Source organism: Pseudolactococcus piscium (assembly GCF_002441695.1).
Taxonomy (GTDB): Bacteria; Bacillota; Bacilli; order Lactobacillales; family Streptococcaceae; genus Pseudolactococcus; species Pseudolactococcus piscium.
In genome coordinates this window covers 38,220-54,176 of the sequence record NZ_JXJW01000021.1, presented here as the reverse complement: position 1 = coordinate 54,176, position 15,957 = coordinate 38,220, and the positions used below count along the sequence as shown (strand labels likewise).

Genomic DNA, 15,957 nt, shown 5'->3' with positions numbered 1-15,957 from the left:
TATTTCCCACACGATTTATTATAGAGCCATTTTTTTGTTTATGTAGAAACCTCACACCATTTTTTTAAGCTCATAGAGCTGATTCATGGCTTCCATCGGTGTGAGATTCATCACATCAATTTGCTTGATTACTGCTGCAAGTTCATCTGTTTCTTGGAAAAGTGCTAATTGCTCTGGTTCAATCGCTTGTTGAACTAGCGGCTGATTTGGCATATCCGTCTCTAATTCGGATAAGATGGTTTTAGCGCGATCAAGTAAATCTGCTGGTAAACCAGCAATTTTGGCGACATGGATACCATATGACTTATCCGCGGGACCTGATTCGATTTTATGGAGAAAGGTCACTTCTCCATCTTTTTCTAAGGTCGCCACATGGACATTTCTTAAGTTTGCTAAGGACGTTTCAAGTGCTGTCAATTCATGATAGTGTGTTGCAAATAGTGTTTTTGCCCCCACACGTTCATGAATATATTCAACGATCGATTGGGCTAGGGCAATGCCATCATAGGTTGCTGTGCCACGACCTAATTCATCAAATAAAATCAATGAGTTTTGAGTTGCTCGACGAATGGCGTGGTTGGCCTCCATCATTTCCACCATAAAGGTTGACTGCCCACTGATTAGATCATCAGCAGCACCAATTCTTGTGAAAATGGCATCAAAAATCGGTAGATCTACTTGATCAGCTGGGATATAACTGCCCATCTGCGCCATGACCACAGTCAGGGCTAACTCACGCATATAAGTCGACTTACCAGACATGTTAGGGCCTGTGATCAACTGGATCATCGTATCCTGATCAAACACGATAGAATTCGGTACGTATTCTTGTGCACCCATCACTTTTTCGACCACTGCATGACGCCCATTTAAAATATTGATCGTTTGGCCATTTTTGGCGATAATAGGCTGTATATAGTGGTTATTTTCAGCAACAACTGCTAAGGATTGGAGCACATCAATTTCAGCGATGACTTTAGCTAATTTTTGAATGCGTAAGATGAAGGCAGCAGTTTGATCACGTACTTTAAGAAAGAGATCATATTCCAGACTGGCAGAATTCTCACGCGCATCCAACATCTGGCTTTCTAAACGTGCTAGTTCCTCAGTCCCGTAACGCTCCGAGTTTTTCAAGGTTGCTTTTCTATAGAAATGACTTGGCACTTGTGTCAGATTGGCATTGGTGACATGGAAAAAATAGCCATCTTTCTTGTTATAATCGATTTTAAGATTATTAATCCCTGAATTCAAGCGTTCTTTACCCTCAAGTTCAGCGATCCAACTCGTCCCATCACGCATGATAACCCGGTAGTCATCCAAGGTTTGATTAAAGCCATTTTTGATGATATTGCCATCTGTAATGCTTGCAGAAGCATGCTCGTCAATCGCGCTAGTAATCAGCTCAAGTAAATCTGGCATATGATCTAATTGGGAGATTAAGGTCTCAAGCTCGGCAGATGCCATCTGAGTCAGGACAGTCTTAATCGCGGGTACATTTGATAGGGTCTGTGCTAACTGTAGCAAATCCTTAGGATTAGCTTTCCCAAATGAAACACGTGAGGCCAATCGCTCTATGTCATAAACGCCCTTAAGTGTCTCTGTCAAATCTGATCGCTCAAAGAAGTGATCTAAGAAGACCCGACTGATCGCTTGACGTTTATGAATAGCAGTTGCACTTACTAAAGGTCGATCAATCCACATCCTTAGCATCCGTGTGCCCATGGCCGTTTTGGTTTCATCTAACAACCAATAAAGACTACCAAATTTCTTACCCGTTCGTGCATTATAGAGTAAGTCTAAGCTTCTCTTACTGGCCGCATCCATCAAGAGAAAATCTTTTATCTCATAATGCTGCACCGCTTGTAAATGGCTTAACTGACGTTTTTGTGTCGTCATCACATAGTTTAATAGCTTAGACGCTACTGCAATTTCTAATACGGCTAGTGTGTCGCTAACAAGCTCAGCATTATCAAACCCTGTTTGCTCAGATGACACCAAGACATTTAGCTGGATTTCAAGTACCTGACGCTGACTGTCTGCTAGGTCATAGCCGACGACAACTTCCCTAGCTTTAAGAGAGGCTATCTCATCTACAACTGTCTCAAAATCTGGCAGAGATGTGACAAAAAATTCTCCCGTGGCCAAATCCAGATAGCTCAACGCATAGCCTGTTTGATTTTGATCAATCGCCACTAAAAAATTATTGGCTTTGTCTGTGTTTAAGGCATCTACAGCAGTCCCAGGTGTAATCACTTGGACAACGTCACGTTTGACAACGCCAACAGCTTGCTTAGGGTCTTCCATCTGTTCGGCAATCGCAACCTTATACCCCAAATCAATCAGGGTATCGATGTATTGTTGGACACTATGGTGCGGGACGCCTGCCATCGGAATCGGATTTTCAGAGTTCTTATTTCGTGACGTTAAAGTCAGCTCAAGAATTTGTGCTGCCTTAACAGCATCCTCATAAAAGAGTTCATAAAAATCACCCATCCGAAATAGTAAAAAAGCATCTGAATAGTCTTGCTTAATATCCAGATACTGCTTCATACCCGGTGAGATTTTCTCGACCGGTTTTGCCTGTGTGTTGTCAATTTTCACGATGAAGTTCCTCGTTAATCTGTGTTTCTAAATTTTGTAAGAGATGCTGTAATAGCTCGTTAGCAGCCGTCATTTTCCGTCGGTAATCGATGAGTATTGGCTCATTATTTAGCTGTGCTTCAACCACTTTTGAGCGTGCCATCGTTTCCTGATAGGCTTTGACTTTGCCGATTTTCTTATATAGCACAGCATCTTTGGCTAATGCTTTCATTTCTACCTCAAGGGCATAGAGCGCACTTGTTGCTTTTAATTTGCTTTCAGCAGCCTGGAATTGTATCACTGTGGGATGTTGTGCTAACTTACTCAAGAGGCTGTTAACTGTGAGATCGTAGTCACTTAAGGCACGATCAGTTTGATTGGATGGCATTTTGTATTTCTCTTTCAAAGTTTGCTGCACTTGCTTCATCTTGACAAGTGATAAGTAAGGTATCTGCACCTGCAATCGTCCCTAATATCTCTGGACGGCCTGAGCCATCTATAGCAGTTGCCAATAAATCAGCTTCCCCTAGGCCTGTATGCACGATGATAATAAAAACAGCCCTGCTGACACTTGATACATAAGCAGATAAGGTATCTGACAAACTCATGCTGGCTCTGATAAACCCGCTATTTTCCGCACTATCAGCCTGTTCAAAGAGCGTATAAAAATTCCCTTCATCAAAGCGATTCTTAATGATGCCGAGTTCTCTAATATCTCTGGATAAGGTAGCTTGTGTTGTCGTCACACCGACTTTAATCAGGCGCTGTGATAATTCTTCTTGTGTATCTATCTTATTATTACGAATTAATTCGCGAATAATCTCTTGACGGTCTTGTTTCTTCATAAGCCCATTATACCATTTAACCGCTTGAGACCGCAATAGACAACTGAAAACGCTATATTTAAAAATGGTAATCACAAAAGTTACAATAGTGCATGAGCAATACCTTCACCTGTTAAAAAAAGTTAAGTCCTGAGTGATGCTTGCCAACCATAGCATATCCCGTGTATTTCCCTTCAAAATATGGTTTAATAGCTATATCATTAGCTTATCTTTAATCCTGAAAGGAGCCAAAAATGAAAATTGAACAGCAATTACAACAAGCCATGGAGAAGTCTCAAAAAATACGGCCAGCAGTCGGGGGATTCCCTTATCTAGCTGACTGTTTACGACAAGCGGGCTTTCTAAAAAACACCTGGTATCTGCCTTCAGGTGATAGCTTTTATTTTACCAGTGATGACGCACTAGTCATCCCTGGCACATCTTTAATCAAAGCACCTAGCTCATGCCCACCGTTTAATAAAGCTGCGCTAATCAAGGCTTTAAAACTAGATCAAGCAGGTCAAACGACATTCCCTGCTTTTCTCAAAAATATCTGGTCAGCTGGTGTAGTGGTGTATACTGTCGATTTCACCCATCGCTCTGTTACTTATTATGCTGCTGACAACACACACTATCAAGAGGGGTACCTCCCAATCACATGACTGCCATCACTAAAGCAAAGAAACTCCCCCAAACTATTCTCATATAGCTTGGGGGAGTTTCTTTATTATGGTGATGATCAGACTTTATAAACGGTCATCTACAGCTTAACACTACAGGTAACTAGCTTATCATCTTACATTTCTGTTGGTGCTTCAACACCTAAAAGTCTGAGACTTTCTTTTAAGACAACACCGGTTGCATAGGCAAGTGACAAACGTGCATCTCTTTCGTCACTCTCTTCTAAAATACGCGTATGTGCATAATATTTGTTAAAGGCTTGCGCTAAGTTAATTGCATATTTAGCAACAACTGATGGCTCAAACGTTCTCGCGGCTCTGGCAATCACATCAGAAAAAGCTTGCAAGAGTTTGATGATTTCCCAGCTCTCATCGTCCGAAAGTGATAAGGTTTGGCCAAGTACTGCCTCAGGTTTGAAGGCAGCTTTATTGAGAATAGATTGAATCCGTGCATGTGCGTATTGGACGTAAGGACCAGTTTCTCCCTCAAATGAGACCATCTCCTCTAGATTGAAATCATAGCCATTTAGGCGTTCATTTTTCAAATCATAGAATTTAATGGCACCAACTCCGACAGCATGTGCAACTGCTGCTTTGTTAGCTAAATCGGGATTTTTAGCTTCTATCTGTGCAGCAGCACGTTTGACCGCTTCCTGAATTGTTGGCTCTAATAAGATGACGTTCCCTTTACGCGTTGATAATTTTTTACCATCTTTTGTGACCAAGCCAAATGGCACATGATGAATATCATCAGACCAGTCGTAGGCCATTTTATTAAGCACTGCTTTGAGTTGTTTAAAGTGTCCAGACTGTTCTTGACCGACCACATAAAGTGATTTCGAAAAGTTGTAAGTCCGCTTACGATAAAGGGCAGCCGCTAAATCACGGGTAATGTAAAGCGTTGCACCGTCAGATTTTTTGATCAAAGCAGGATTTTCAAATCCCTCTAGTTCAACAACCGTTGCCCCATTTGATGTCGTCAAAAGCTGTTTTTCAGACAGGATATCGATGACTTCATCCATCTTATCATTATAAAACGCTTCGCCATTCATACTATCAAATGTCACATCTAATTCTTTATAAATGCGATCAAATTCGACAAGTGATTCATCACGGAACCATTGCCATAATGCCAGTGCTTCCGCATCTCCGTTTTCCAGTTTTAGGAACCACTCACGCGCCGCTTCATCGACCGTAGGATCTTCAGCTGCTTCAGCATTGATCTGGACATAGAGTTTCAACAATTCAGAAATCGGATTTTGACGAATCGCTGCTTCGTTGCCATATTTTTTATAGGCAACAATCAACATGCCAAACTGCTTGCCCCAGTCTCCCAGGTGATTGATCCTAACCGGTTTATAGCCGATTTTGCTATAGATTTCAGCAAGCGCATCTCCGATGACCGTAGAGCGCAAATGACCGATAGAGAAAGGTTTGGCAATGTTTGGTGAAGACATGTCAATTGCGACATTCTCCCCATTTTTAGCTAGGGTTGCATAAGCCGTGCCCTGGGTAAGAATACCTGACAAGACCGCTGTCGCTGTAGCCGATTTATCCAAGAAAAAGTTCACATAAGGTCCTGTTGCAACCACTTTTTCAAAACCAGTTGTCGCTATTTTTTCCACAAGATCAAGGGCAATCATATTTGGTGCTTTGCGTAATGTTTTTGCCAATGAAAAAACAGGAAAGGCCAAATCACCCATCTCTGATTTTTTGGGTGTTTCAAGTAAGCTCGTAATTTCTGCTTCACTTAGTGCGTTATCCAAAACAGCCGCCAATGCTTGCGCTGCTAGTTGTTTATCATTTATCATTATCACATGTCCTTCAAAAGAGTATTTACTTTATTTTACCATATTTTAGTGCTTGTAGGGTAGCAAATACAGTCTTTCTAGTTGTGAAGATACAGGAGATGACCTGATTAAGAAATGGCTACAAAAAAATCAAGCAGGCCATACTTAATTTCAAACAGTTATATTTTGAGGGACATATCACCTAATTTACTTTTAAAATATGTGCAATCATTTCTTTACTACTTTGCTTCACTTCCTCATCAGTTGCCTCATTAGCGCCATAAGCGATAAATGGTCGAGTATAGACCAAGCTACATAGTTGGCTCATCATCTCAAGCGGACGCAATACCTCAGTCATGGTATACCCTTTACGGCCATCTGTTTGATAGTCTGCCTCAGATGACCCTGCGGAAATAGCTAGCATCAGCTCCTTACCTTGTAAGTATGTTCCTTTTGAGCCGTAAGCAAAGCCATAGGTTAACACCTCATCTTGCCACTGCTTAAGTAAAGCAGGTGTACTGTACCAATACAGGGGGAATTGAAAAACGATACGGTCATGCTGGATCAACAAGTCTTGCTCTTTTTGAGGATCTATCTTCCCATCTGGATAGCTGGCATAGAGATCATGCACAGTCACTTCATGATGAGCTAATGCGATTTTCCAAGTTTGATTGAATCGCGATGTCGATAGGCTGGGATGGGCGATAAGAACTAATATCTTCATAGTTACTGCTTTCTTTTTATGTCGTCTATCTTATAGTTTACACTTCAAAAAAGAAAAAGTATACTAATAAGTATTAACCTAACTGTCTATTTTATTTTAATACTTTTACTTGATAGATCATCGGTTAACTTTTTTTAAAAAATAAAGTATACTTAACTAATAAGCCAATACACATACAGGATTTATAGGGCACTCCTATTGAAAAGGTGACAAAAATGACCGTAGCTGAACATATCAAAATCAAAATTAACCAATTAACCAATCAATCAGATCAAGAATCTGTGATTTTCAACTTATTTTCTCTTAATGCAACGATTGATAAAGTCATCAGCATGCTAACGCAATCCAGTGCAACCATTCTGGTAACAGATTTGCACGAAAATACACAGCACAAAATCAAGTATGCCGATGTGCTGTATATTGATTACGTAGATAGAAACATTTGCTTATATACGACAGACGGGACTTACTGGCTCAAGAAATCGTTTATCAAAATGTTGGATATATTACCGAGTAACTTTATACAAATTTCTAAAAACAATGCCGTTAATATTTATGAAGTACAGTCAGTTGAGACGAATATCGGCGGCAATTTACTGATCAAACTGTCTACTAACGAGAAATTAGTGGTTAGCCGAAGATATATCAAGGCATTTAAGGACTATCTAGGCAAAGCTTCTTAAATCTTTTTTACCTGAAGTGTCGCAATTAACGCAACATGTGTGAAACCCTATATCTTTTTATGCACCGATTGCCTATAATTGGGACATAAAAGAAAAGAGGTTATTCATGTCTGAGTTATACACACTAGTCCTGTCAATCATCACACACACGCCCATCTGGGTTTGGATCGTCTTACTGATCATCATCAAGAAGGGGATAACCCTCTTAAAAGACACTGAGGTGTCTGTCGGCAAATCCTGTCTCATGCCAGCCATCTTCATTTTATGGAGCGTGGACACGATTGCTACAAAGTTTAGCTATCCACTTTATTTAATCCCATGCTACCTGATCTTTTTAACTTTTGGCGCTTTTGCTAGCCTCTATATCTACCGCAACAAGACCTTTTATGTCGAGCATACTGTGCTAATGCAAACAGGTAGTCAGATACCATTATGTATCATGATCATCAATTTTTGTATCAAGTATGCCTTAAATGTCCTCTTATCTGCCCAGCCTGCATTATATAGTCAGGTCTCATTTAATATCAGCTATGGCATCATCGCAGGCTTTACTGTTGGCCTATTTTTCGGCAATACTATTCGCGCAATTCGTGCTCAGTCACGCCTACTCGCATAATACATTTTATAGCAAGGAACAATCAAATGGATATAATCCAACGCAGTTTCAAAGCCCTAGGCATCGGTTCTTTTATTTACTTATTAGTCCTCTTATTCAACAATGGTGCTGTCGTAGACATCACTGCTATTGTTTACGTGTTTCTGCTCTCTATTTTCGTTGGCATATCAAGTTATATTTTTAATGTCGATGCGTTGAATTTCATGGTTTGCTTGCTCATTCATTATCTAACAGTTAATATTTTTGTGATCGTAGCCAACAAAATGATGGGATTTTCTGGTAGTTACAGTCACTTACTGGTCAGTATTTTCCTCATTTATTTACTAGCCTACATCGTTGCGACGGTGAATACAAAAGTCACAGTAAAAGAACTGAATCAGCAACTAGAAAAACTGAACAACAAGTACTAAGTTTGTTAGTCCTGTCAGATATCTAAAACCTGACGCAATAAAACACCCCTGCGGTCACATCATGACCACCAGAGGTGTTTTTGCTATTATTTTAACTGATTAGAATTTAGTTTCGCCTAATGCAGCTTGTGCTGCTAGGTTCAAGAGAGACCATTGACGGTCAAAGCCAGGTTGGAAGAAGAAATCTGCTTCTGCAAGATCTTCTAAAGTTAAACCTGTCGTAATGGCCAAGGCAAGGGTGTTAATATGTGCGGTCACATCATAAGTTGACATCACTTGACCACCCAATATTTTGTGTGTGTCAGCGTCAAAGTTCAATTTGACATAGACGTCTGTATTCCCATCATTCGTCACAAAGCTTGGCCGTAATGTATCTGTGAAGAAGCTACCTGTTACACGCGCACCTGAACGTTCAGCAGTAAAGTTGTTCAAGCCAGTCATAGCAAATTTATAGTCAAAAACACTCAAAGCACTTGTGCCTAAGACACCACGGAATGTTTCAGTCGGTGTTGCTTTGTCGATGTTACGGATGACATAACGGGCTTCACGACGTGCTGATGATGCTAAGGCAACTGGTGCATGTTTGCCACTTGCAATACTTAATGGCAGAATCGCATCTCCCACAGCATAAACGTCTGGAGCAGATGTCCGCAAGTAAGCATCTACTTTAATTTGACCACGAGGTTCTAAGTCTACAAGTCCTTCAAGCCAAGTTGTATTTGGTGTCACACCTGCCGCAACGATAACAAGATCTGCATCGATAACACCGTTAGCTGTTTCAACACCAGTAACTGCTGTATCACCCGTGAAGGCAGAGATTGTTTCACCTAATGCGAGATCAATATTATTTTTCTTGAAGACTGGTGCTAGAATATCTGTTAATTCTTTATCTAGGTAATTACCAAGCACATCATCAATCATATCGATAATTGTGACATGTTTACCTACTTTAGCAAAGACTTCTGCTGCCTCAACACCAATATAACCTGACCCGATCACAACGACATCTTTAACTGCTGCGTCTTGCATTTTTTCTTTAATTTTGAGCGCCCAAGCACGGCCTCTCATGAAGAAAACATTCTCTTTGTCTGCACCTGGAACTGACAGTGCTGCAGGTGTCACACCTGAAGACAAAATCAGTTTATCATAAGTATCTGTAACTATTTCATCCGTAGCTAGATTTTTGACAGTCACTTCTTTTTTAGCCGCATCAAAACTTAATACTTCATGCTGCGACTTCACTTTACCACCACGCGATTCGATATCTTCCGGACGGAAGTTACGCACATCATCAACACCTGATACTTTGTCTTCCAAGAACAATTGCATGCCACATGATAGGAATGAGACAAAGTCTCCCTTTTCATAAATCGTCACATCAGCACCTTGATGCTTGTCTAGTAACTCCAATGCTGATTGGTGACCACCGTGGCTTGCGCCGATTATAATAACTTTCATGTTTTTTCCTTTATTTATTTAGTAGCCATCTTATACTGACGATTCAGTAAATAAAACGCTTTCTTACTTAAGAATACAAGAAGCACAAATCGATTTCAACTATTTTGTTTATTGTTTTGTCATGCCTTAGTCTTGATTTAGACCTCACTTTATGGCTGACAAGACAAAAAGAACCAGGATATCCTGATTCTTAATCTGTTTATCTACCTTATTCAACTGAAAATAGATAAGGGTAAACAGGCTGTCCACCTTCAAAAATTTCAATGTCAACATCTGGATAGCTAGCTTCAAGCGTTTTGCTTAGTTTGTCAACTAACTTACGCGTCCCATCAGCACCAATGTAGATGCTAATGATTTCTGCGTCTTCATTGTCAGTCATCATTTTAGAGAAAGTTTCGGTTAAGACACCTAACATATCTTTATCTGATATCACAATCTTGTTATCGATCATACCAAGCCAATCATTTTCATGAATTGTAAGCCCATCGATAGCTGTATCTCTAACCGCATTCGTTACCTGGCCACTTATCACTTCTGATAAGTTTTCAGTCATATCTGCTACGTTTTCGGCTAAGGTTTTATTTCCTTCAAAAGCTAATAAAGCTGTCAATCCTTGTGATACAGTCTTAGATTCAACGACCTTGGCAGGAATGTCAACAACATCTGCAGCTGATTGCGCTGCCATGAAGATATTCTTATTATTTGGAAGAATGATGACATTACGCGCATTGACAAGTTCGATTGCTTTCACGATGTCCTCAGTTGATGGGTTCATCGTTTGACCACCAGAAATCACGTAATCAACACCCATATCTTTGAAAATTTTGGCTAATCCTTCTCCGGCAGCAATGGCGATCACACCAAATTCCTTGATTTCAGCTGCTTTTGTAGGCGCGTTTGCTTCCTTGATAACTTGCGCATCATGTTGCTCACGCATGTTGTCAACTTTGACCTTGACCAAAGCCCCGTATTTCAGGCCTTCTTGCATGACAATACCAGGGTCTTCTGTATGGACATGGACTTTAACAATCTCATCGTCATTGACGACAAGTAATGAATCACCGATTTCATTTAAGTAATTACGGAATTCATCATAGTCAAAAGATTTAGTTACAGTAGGTCCTTGACCTAAGCCAACCATAATTTCCGTACAGTAGCCAAACTTAATATCTTCAGTGGCCACATGCCCTGCTACTGATTTATGATGTTCTGCATTTACCATCTCATCCATAACAGCAGGTGTCGCTTGGAACTCTTCTGAATCTAGGTATTCACCTGTTGCAGCTGCAACAAAGCCTTCTAAGATATAGACTAAGCCTTGACCACCTGAGTCAACAACGCCAACTTCTTTTAAGACAGGTAACATATCTGGCGTTTTAGCTAGTGCAACCTTAGCACCCTCAAGTGCTGCTTTAAGTACGTCAATCGCATCATCAGATTCAGTCGTTTTTTTACCAGCAAACGCTGCAGCACCACGAGCAACCGTTAAAATCGTGCCTTCAACTGGTTTCATGACTGCTTTGTAAGCAACTTCCATCCCATTTTGAAAAGCACTTGCTAAGTTTTCTGCAGTGAATTCAGTTTCATCTTTGATGACTTGACCAAAACCACGGAAAATTTGAGACAAAATAACACCTGAGTTACCGCGCGCCCCCATCAGAAGCCCTTTAGATAAAACTGCTGCCACATCACCTACAGTTTCGGCATGCTTATCAGAAACAGCTTTGGCACCATTTGTGATCGTCATGCCCATATTTGTGCCAGTATCACCATCAGGTACTGGAAAAACATTTAAAGAATTGACATATTCAGCACGACTATTTAAGCGTGTACTAGCCGCCTGTATCATTTCCTTAAACTGGCCAGCATTAATTGTATTTCCCATATTAATCAGCCACCACTTTCACATTTTGTACAAAGACATTAACTGAGTTTGCTGTCACGCTCAGTTGGTTCTCCAAATTAAATTTAACGCGCTCTTGTACATTTTTTGCCACTTCAGAAATTTTAACACCAAATGATACAATCACATAAATGTCAACATCAACGCCATTATCTGTTGCTGAAATCACAACACCCTTAGCATAATTTTCTTGGCGTAACAGTGTTTTGAAATTATCTTTCACTGCATGTTTACTTGTCATACCGACCACACCAAAAATCTCAGTCGTTGATGCCCCAACAATTGTTGAAATAACATCATTCTCAATTTCAACTGTTCCATTTTTTGTATTAATTGTCACAGACATAATTTTCCCTCGCTTTACACTCTAAATTATCAACAAGCCTACTTAACTTAAAAGCGGCGCGCATATTTTTAGTCATCCATCGGACTAACTCACTTAAACAAAGTGATCACTAATGAATGCTCTCTTCCTCATTTTATCATACTCTAGCCAATAAAAAAACCGTGAAGTCATTTCACGGCAGTTTTATACTAATTAAACACGTTCAACTGAAAGGTTTTTAAGTGCACGAGCAGATGCCCATACTGATTTAACTTTGCCGTTTTCAACGATTTTAATTTTTTGCAAGTTTGGTTTCACTTGTTTTTTCGTTTTGTTCATTGCATGCGAACGGTTGTTAGCTGATGAAGTCTTACGACCTGTAAAGTAACATACTTTAGCCATGATATATTTCTCCTCGAGTTTTTTTTGTTAGTCATTTCATAACATACTAGAACATTATACCATGTTTTGGCTTAAAATCAAGTCGTTTTAAAGATTTATTTTTATACGTTCAGTCTCGTATGTAAAAGAAGCGGGATAGCTTACATGAAACCGATATCATTTTTTCAATATAGTAATGAAAAATGCTACTTTTTCTGTTAGAATAGGGATATGGAAAATTATATCGAACAGTTAACAGCAAAAAATAGTGAATATGTTCATGTGATCACACGTGAACTTGTTAAAGTGGGCAAATCAGACGAGGAAATTAAGGTCATTTTATCTGAAATTCTCCCACAGATTGTCGAAGCGCAGGAGCAACGGATTCTTGCTAAGGATATTCTAGGTACGCCTTCGGAGTTCACTGCAAAATATGCGCCAAAAATCGCCAATAAAAACAGCGGTAAAGTGGATAACAACAGCAATGAAACACCTGTCTTGATGTGGCTTGATAGTTCCCTCTTAATGCTCGGATTTATCGCCATTTTAAACGGTGTGATGTCCCTCTTTAGCAAAAGTGCCATCGTATATGGTATCATCACACTGGTTACCATGAGCCTAGCTGCTGGTTTTGTCATCTATCTTATGTACCGCCTTGTCTATAAACCACAGAGCGAAGGTAGAAAAAGACCTGGATTTAAAGCGATCGGCCTTTTAACCCTAACTTTTCTCGTTTGGATTGCCCTTTTCACGCTAACGTCATTATTACCTAAAACAATCAATATTGCGCTAAATAGTTATATCGTACTAGCAATAGGCTTGATTTCTCTTGGTGGTAGGTATCTACTTAAACGCAAATACCATATCAAATCTGCTATGGCAACCCAACCTGTTAGGAAGTAAGCGCCTAACAACATAGCAAAAATCAGACTTGGCAGTCTGATTTTTTTTATACCTATTTAGCTTCATACCACGTTTTGCCACTATTTTCATCAACTAGTAAAGGAACAGCGAGAGAAATCGCATTTTCCATCGTTGTTTTCACGAGTGCTTGTATCTCTGAAAGTTCTTCATTAGGTACATCTAAGACAATTTCATCGTGTACCTGAAGTAACATCTTAGCCTGATAGTTACCGGCTTTTAAGGCTTTGTCCAGGTTAATCATCGCTACTTTAAGAATATCTGCTGCTGAGCCTTGAATCGGGCTATTAATCGCCGTCCGTTCAGCAAATGAGCGAACAGAGAAATTTCTAGCATTGATATCTGGTAAATTTCTGCGTCTGTGATAGAGCGTTTCGACAAAACCTGTATCTCTAGCACTTCGAACACTATTTTCCATGTAGCTTTTGATATCTGGATACCGTTCAAAATAGGTCTCGATATAGGTCTTGGCTGCTTTCCTAGAAATACCAAGATTATTGGATAGACCAAAGTCTGAGATGCCATAAACTACACCAAAGTTGACCGCTTTTGCATTGCGACGATCATTTGCTGTCACATCTTCTGGTTTGTCGATCCCAAATACACGCATGGCTGTTGACGTATGAATATCAGCCCCTTTTTGGAAGGCTGAAATCAGATGTTCATCTCCTGAGATGTGGGCCAACACGCGCAACTCGATTTGTGAATAGTCACTTGATAACAAAACTGAGTCTGCATTTTCCGGTAGAAAGGCTTTACGAATTTTACGTCCCTCGGGCAAACGAACTGGAATATTTTGTAGATTCGGTTGGACACTAGATAAACGACCTGTTTGCGTCAAATCCTGGACATAGCGTGTATGAATCTTGCCATCTGCCATGATTTCACCTAGGAGTCCGGTCACATAGGTAGACTGAATTTTAGAAATCTGACGGAATTTTAAAATTTTATCTACAATCGGCGCTTGAGCTGCGAGTTGTTCAAGTACGTCAACAGCTGTCGAATAACCCGTCTTTGTTTTTTTGATGACAGGTAAGCCCATTTTTTCAAATAAGATGACGCCTAACTGCTTAGGAGAATTGATATTAAATGGTTCACCCGCAAGCTCATAAATTTCTGCCGTTAAGGCCTTGATGACTTGCTCATTTTCTAACCCAATCTCGCTTAAGACACCACCAGACACTTTGATTCCTGTGATTTCCATCTTAGCCAGGACATTTGCTAGGGGCAATTCGATATCAGACAAGAGTTTTTCTTGGTCATTTTCTCGTAATTTATCCACTAATGGTGTTCTCGTCTTAACAAGGGCAGCTATTTTCCTAGCCAGATGATCAAATAAGACAGCATCTTCTGGCACAGCTCGCTTGGCCCCCTTACCATAGACCAACTCATCATCAGCTAAATCATAGCCAAACAAATCGGCGATGGTTGAGATTTTGTTATTCTCAATCGTCGAGTAAAGATATTTGGCCAACATGGTATCAAAACTAACCAGTGGATAATCAATCCCTTGACGTGCTAGTAAGACTTTATTTTTCTTGAAGTCAAATGTATTTTTAGGGAAAGAAATATCTGCTAGTAGGCTTGTATCTTTGGCCACATAGATCCGTTTGTCATCTCCCCAGGCAAAACCAATAATCTCATCCCGATGATAGTCATCTCCTAAAATTTCTAGATAGAAGAATTGATCCTCATGGAACATATCAGGGCTTGGTTTATCGGTTATCACAGTAAACTCAATGACTTCAACAACTTTTTCTGTCACACCTTCCAAGTCTTCTAGGAATTTATGGAAGCCCATTTCCTTATAGAATGCTTTGAGTTTATCGTAGTCAGCCCCCTGATAGAGGGTGTCATCAAGGCCGATTTTGATAGGTGAATCCAAATCAATCGTTGCAAGCTCCCTTGATAGGAAGGCTTGCTCACGATCATTAATCAAATTCTCTTTCATTTTAGAGGTCTTCATCTGATCAACATGATCATAGATACCTGCTAAAGACCCATACTCAAGCAAGAGTTTTATACCCGTCTTTTCACCGATTTTGGTCACACCCGGAATATTATCTGATTTATCTCCCATCAAGGCTTTCAAATCAATAAATTGTTCAGTCGTTAAGCCAAGTTTCTCATTCAGATAAGCTGGTGTGTAGGTCTCAAGTTCCGCAACCCCCTTGATCGTGATTTCAACCGTTGTTTTCTCTGTCGTTAATTGGGTTAAATCTCGGTCACCAGATACGACTGTGACTTTGTCAAAGCCAGCTTTTTCAGCTTGGGTTGCCAAGGTGCCGATAATATCATCTGCCTCAAAATTAGCAAGATCATAATGGGTAATCCCTTGTGCTTCAAGCATTTCCTTAATAAAAGGCATCTGCTCCCTAAATTCATCTGGCGTCTTAGCACGGCCAGCTTTGTAATCTGCAAACATCTCAGTTCTAAAGGTCGTTTTCCCAGCATCAAAAGCAACCAAGACATGGGTCGGTTGCACCTTATCTAAGACATTTCGTAACATCGTATGAAAGGCAAAAATGGCATTAGTATGCAACCCTGATGGTGCAACAAAGCGATCAATCTGTGTATAAAGTGCAAAAAAAGCACGAAAGGCGATCGAGGAACCATCGATTAAGAGTAAGTTTTTTTCTGTATTTGTCATGTCTCTATTTTA

At 40.1% G+C, this 15,957-nt stretch carries 15 protein-coding genes; 5 read left to right on the top strand and 10 right to left on the bottom strand.

The window, feature by feature from the left end:
- Positions 1–51: 51 nt before the first annotated feature.
- From mutS to argR, 3 genes are read right to left on the bottom strand one after another with little or no spacing between them, the layout of a single operon-like run.
- Positions 52–2,550, bottom strand: a complete 2,499-nt coding sequence (mutS, locus tag RU86_RS10195) for a DNA mismatch repair protein MutS (RefSeq protein WP_096815207.1) — start codon at positions 2,548–2,550, stop codon at positions 52–54.
- Between the two features lie 40 nt (positions 2,551–2,590).
- Positions 2,591–2,968 (bottom strand): YlbF family regulator, encoded by a 378-nt coding sequence (locus RU86_RS10190; protein WP_179296274.1) that lies wholly within the window; start codon positions 2,966–2,968, stop codon positions 2,591–2,593.
- Positions 2,949–3,425: an arginine repressor gene (gene argR / locus RU86_RS10185; RefSeq protein ID WP_096815203.1), complete on the bottom strand. Its 477-nt coding sequence runs from the start codon at positions 3,423–3,425 to the stop codon at positions 2,949–2,951. The genes RU86_RS10190 and argR overlap by 20 nt, the downstream gene beginning before the upstream one ends.
- Before the next feature lie 233 nt (positions 3,426–3,658).
- Here argR and RU86_RS10180 point away from each other — a divergent pair, with 233 nt between their 5' ends.
- Positions 3,659–4,066: a DUF1398 family protein gene (locus RU86_RS10180; protein WP_096815202.1), complete on the top strand. Its 408-nt coding sequence runs from the start codon at positions 3,659–3,661 to the stop codon at positions 4,064–4,066.
- Between the two features lie 134 nt (positions 4,067–4,200).
- On the opposite strand, the gene argS is transcribed toward RU86_RS10180, so the two are convergent.
- Together argS and RU86_RS10170 are read right to left on the bottom strand one after the other, a co-directional pair.
- On the bottom strand, positions 4,201–5,892 hold the full coding sequence (argS, locus tag RU86_RS10175; protein ID WP_096815206.1) for an arginine--tRNA ligase: 1,692 nt from the start codon (positions 5,890–5,892) through the stop codon (positions 4,201–4,203).
- Between the two features lie 184 nt (positions 5,893–6,076).
- Positions 6,077–6,598 carry an NAD(P)H-dependent oxidoreductase gene (locus tag RU86_RS10170; protein ID WP_096815201.1) on the bottom strand — a complete coding sequence of 174 codons (522 nt, stop codon included), beginning with the start codon at positions 6,596–6,598 and terminating at the stop codon, positions 6,077–6,079.
- Between the two features lie 215 nt (positions 6,599–6,813).
- Between RU86_RS10170 and RU86_RS10165 the strand changes: the two genes are divergently transcribed.
- The 3 genes from RU86_RS10165 (at position 6,814) to RU86_RS10155 (ending at position 8,307) form a co-directional block, all read left to right on the top strand.
- On the top strand, positions 6,814–7,281 hold the full coding sequence (locus RU86_RS10165; protein WP_096815200.1) for a LytTR family DNA-binding domain-containing protein: 468 nt from the start codon (positions 6,814–6,816) through the stop codon (positions 7,279–7,281).
- Between the two features lie 106 nt (positions 7,282–7,387).
- Complete coding sequence (locus RU86_RS10160) at positions 7,388–7,897, top strand: DUF6622 family protein (protein WP_096815199.1); 510 nt, start codon at positions 7,388–7,390, stop codon at positions 7,895–7,897.
- A 26-nt stretch (positions 7,898–7,923) separates the two neighbouring features.
- Entirely contained in the window at positions 7,924–8,307 is a 384-nt protein-coding gene (locus tag RU86_RS10155; protein ID WP_096815198.1) for a DUF3021 family protein, read from the top strand.
- Positions 8,308–8,406: 99 nt separating this feature from the next.
- Here RU86_RS10155 and RU86_RS10150 read toward each other — a convergent pair whose 3' ends face one another.
- The 4 genes from RU86_RS10150 to rpmB form a co-directional block, all read right to left on the bottom strand.
- Positions 8,407–9,765: an FAD-dependent oxidoreductase gene (locus RU86_RS10150; protein WP_096815197.1), complete on the bottom strand. Its 1,359-nt coding sequence runs from the start codon at positions 9,763–9,765 to the stop codon at positions 8,407–8,409.
- A 208-nt stretch (positions 9,766–9,973) separates the two neighbouring features.
- The gene (locus tag RU86_RS10145; RefSeq protein ID WP_096815196.1) at positions 9,974–11,650 is read right to left on the bottom strand and encodes a DAK2 domain-containing protein; all 1,677 of its coding nucleotides are present in this window, start codon (positions 11,648–11,650) and stop codon (positions 9,974–9,976) included.
- Position 11,651: 1 nt separating this feature from the next.
- Positions 11,652–12,014: an Asp23/Gls24 family envelope stress response protein gene (locus RU86_RS10140; RefSeq protein ID WP_047914803.1), complete on the bottom strand. Its 363-nt coding sequence runs from the start codon at positions 12,012–12,014 to the stop codon at positions 11,652–11,654.
- Positions 12,015–12,206: 192 nt separating this feature from the next.
- Positions 12,207–12,395, bottom strand: coding sequence for a 50S ribosomal protein L28 (gene rpmB / locus RU86_RS10135; protein WP_003140443.1), 189 nt, complete (start codon positions 12,393–12,395; stop codon positions 12,207–12,209).
- A 210-nt stretch (positions 12,396–12,605) separates the two neighbouring features.
- On the opposite strand from rpmB, the gene RU86_RS10130 reads away from it, so the two are divergent.
- The gene (locus tag RU86_RS10130) at positions 12,606–13,277 is read left to right on the top strand and encodes a DUF1129 domain-containing protein (RefSeq protein ID WP_096815195.1); all 672 of its coding nucleotides are present in this window, start codon (positions 12,606–12,608) and stop codon (positions 13,275–13,277) included.
- 52 nt (positions 13,278–13,329) lie between these two features.
- On the opposite strand, the gene polA is transcribed toward RU86_RS10130, so the two are convergent.
- Positions 13,330–15,945 carry a DNA polymerase I gene (polA, locus tag RU86_RS10125; protein WP_096815194.1) on the bottom strand — a complete coding sequence of 872 codons (2,616 nt, stop codon included), beginning with the start codon at positions 15,943–15,945 and terminating at the stop codon, positions 13,330–13,332.
- Positions 15,946–15,957: the final 12 nt, after the last annotated feature.

Coding starts and splice junctions, on each gene's coding strand:
- mutS (WP_096815207.1), bottom strand. CDS start 2,550: ATGAAGCAGTATCTGGATATTAAGCAAGACTATTCAGATGCTTTTTTA.
- RU86_RS10190 (WP_179296274.1), bottom strand. CDS start 2,968: ATGCCATCCAATCAAACTGATCGTGCCTTAAGTGACTACGATCTCACA.
- argR (WP_096815203.1), bottom strand. CDS start 3,425: ATGAAGAAACAAGACCGTCAAGAGATTATTCGCGAATTAATTCGTAAT.
- RU86_RS10180 (WP_096815202.1), top strand. CDS start 3,659: ATGAAAATTGAACAGCAATTACAACAAGCCATGGAGAAGTCTCAAAAA.
- RU86_RS10170 (WP_096815201.1), bottom strand. CDS start 6,598: ATGAAGATATTAGTTCTTATCGCCCATCCCAGCCTATCGACATCGCGA.
- RU86_RS10165 (WP_096815200.1), top strand. CDS start 6,814: ATGACCGTAGCTGAACATATCAAAATCAAAATTAACCAATTAACCAAT.
- RU86_RS10160 (WP_096815199.1), top strand. CDS start 7,388: ATGTCTGAGTTATACACACTAGTCCTGTCAATCATCACACACACGCCC.
- RU86_RS10155 (WP_096815198.1), top strand. CDS start 7,924: ATGGATATAATCCAACGCAGTTTCAAAGCCCTAGGCATCGGTTCTTTT.
- RU86_RS10150 (WP_096815197.1), bottom strand. CDS start 9,765: ATGAAAGTTATTATAATCGGCGCAAGCCACGGTGGTCACCAATCAGCA.
- RU86_RS10145 (WP_096815196.1), bottom strand. CDS start 11,650: ATGGGAAATACAATTAATGCTGGCCAGTTTAAGGAAATGATACAGGCG.
- RU86_RS10140 (WP_047914803.1), bottom strand. CDS start 12,014: ATGTCTGTGACAATTAATACAAAAAATGGAACAGTTGAAATTGAGAAT.
- rpmB (WP_003140443.1), bottom strand. CDS start 12,395: ATGGCTAAAGTATGTTACTTTACAGGTCGTAAGACTTCATCAGCTAAC.
- RU86_RS10130 (WP_096815195.1), top strand. CDS start 12,606: ATGGAAAATTATATCGAACAGTTAACAGCAAAAAATAGTGAATATGTT.
- polA (WP_096815194.1), bottom strand. CDS start 15,945: ATGACAAATACAGAAAAAAACTTACTCTTAATCGATGGTTCCTCGATC.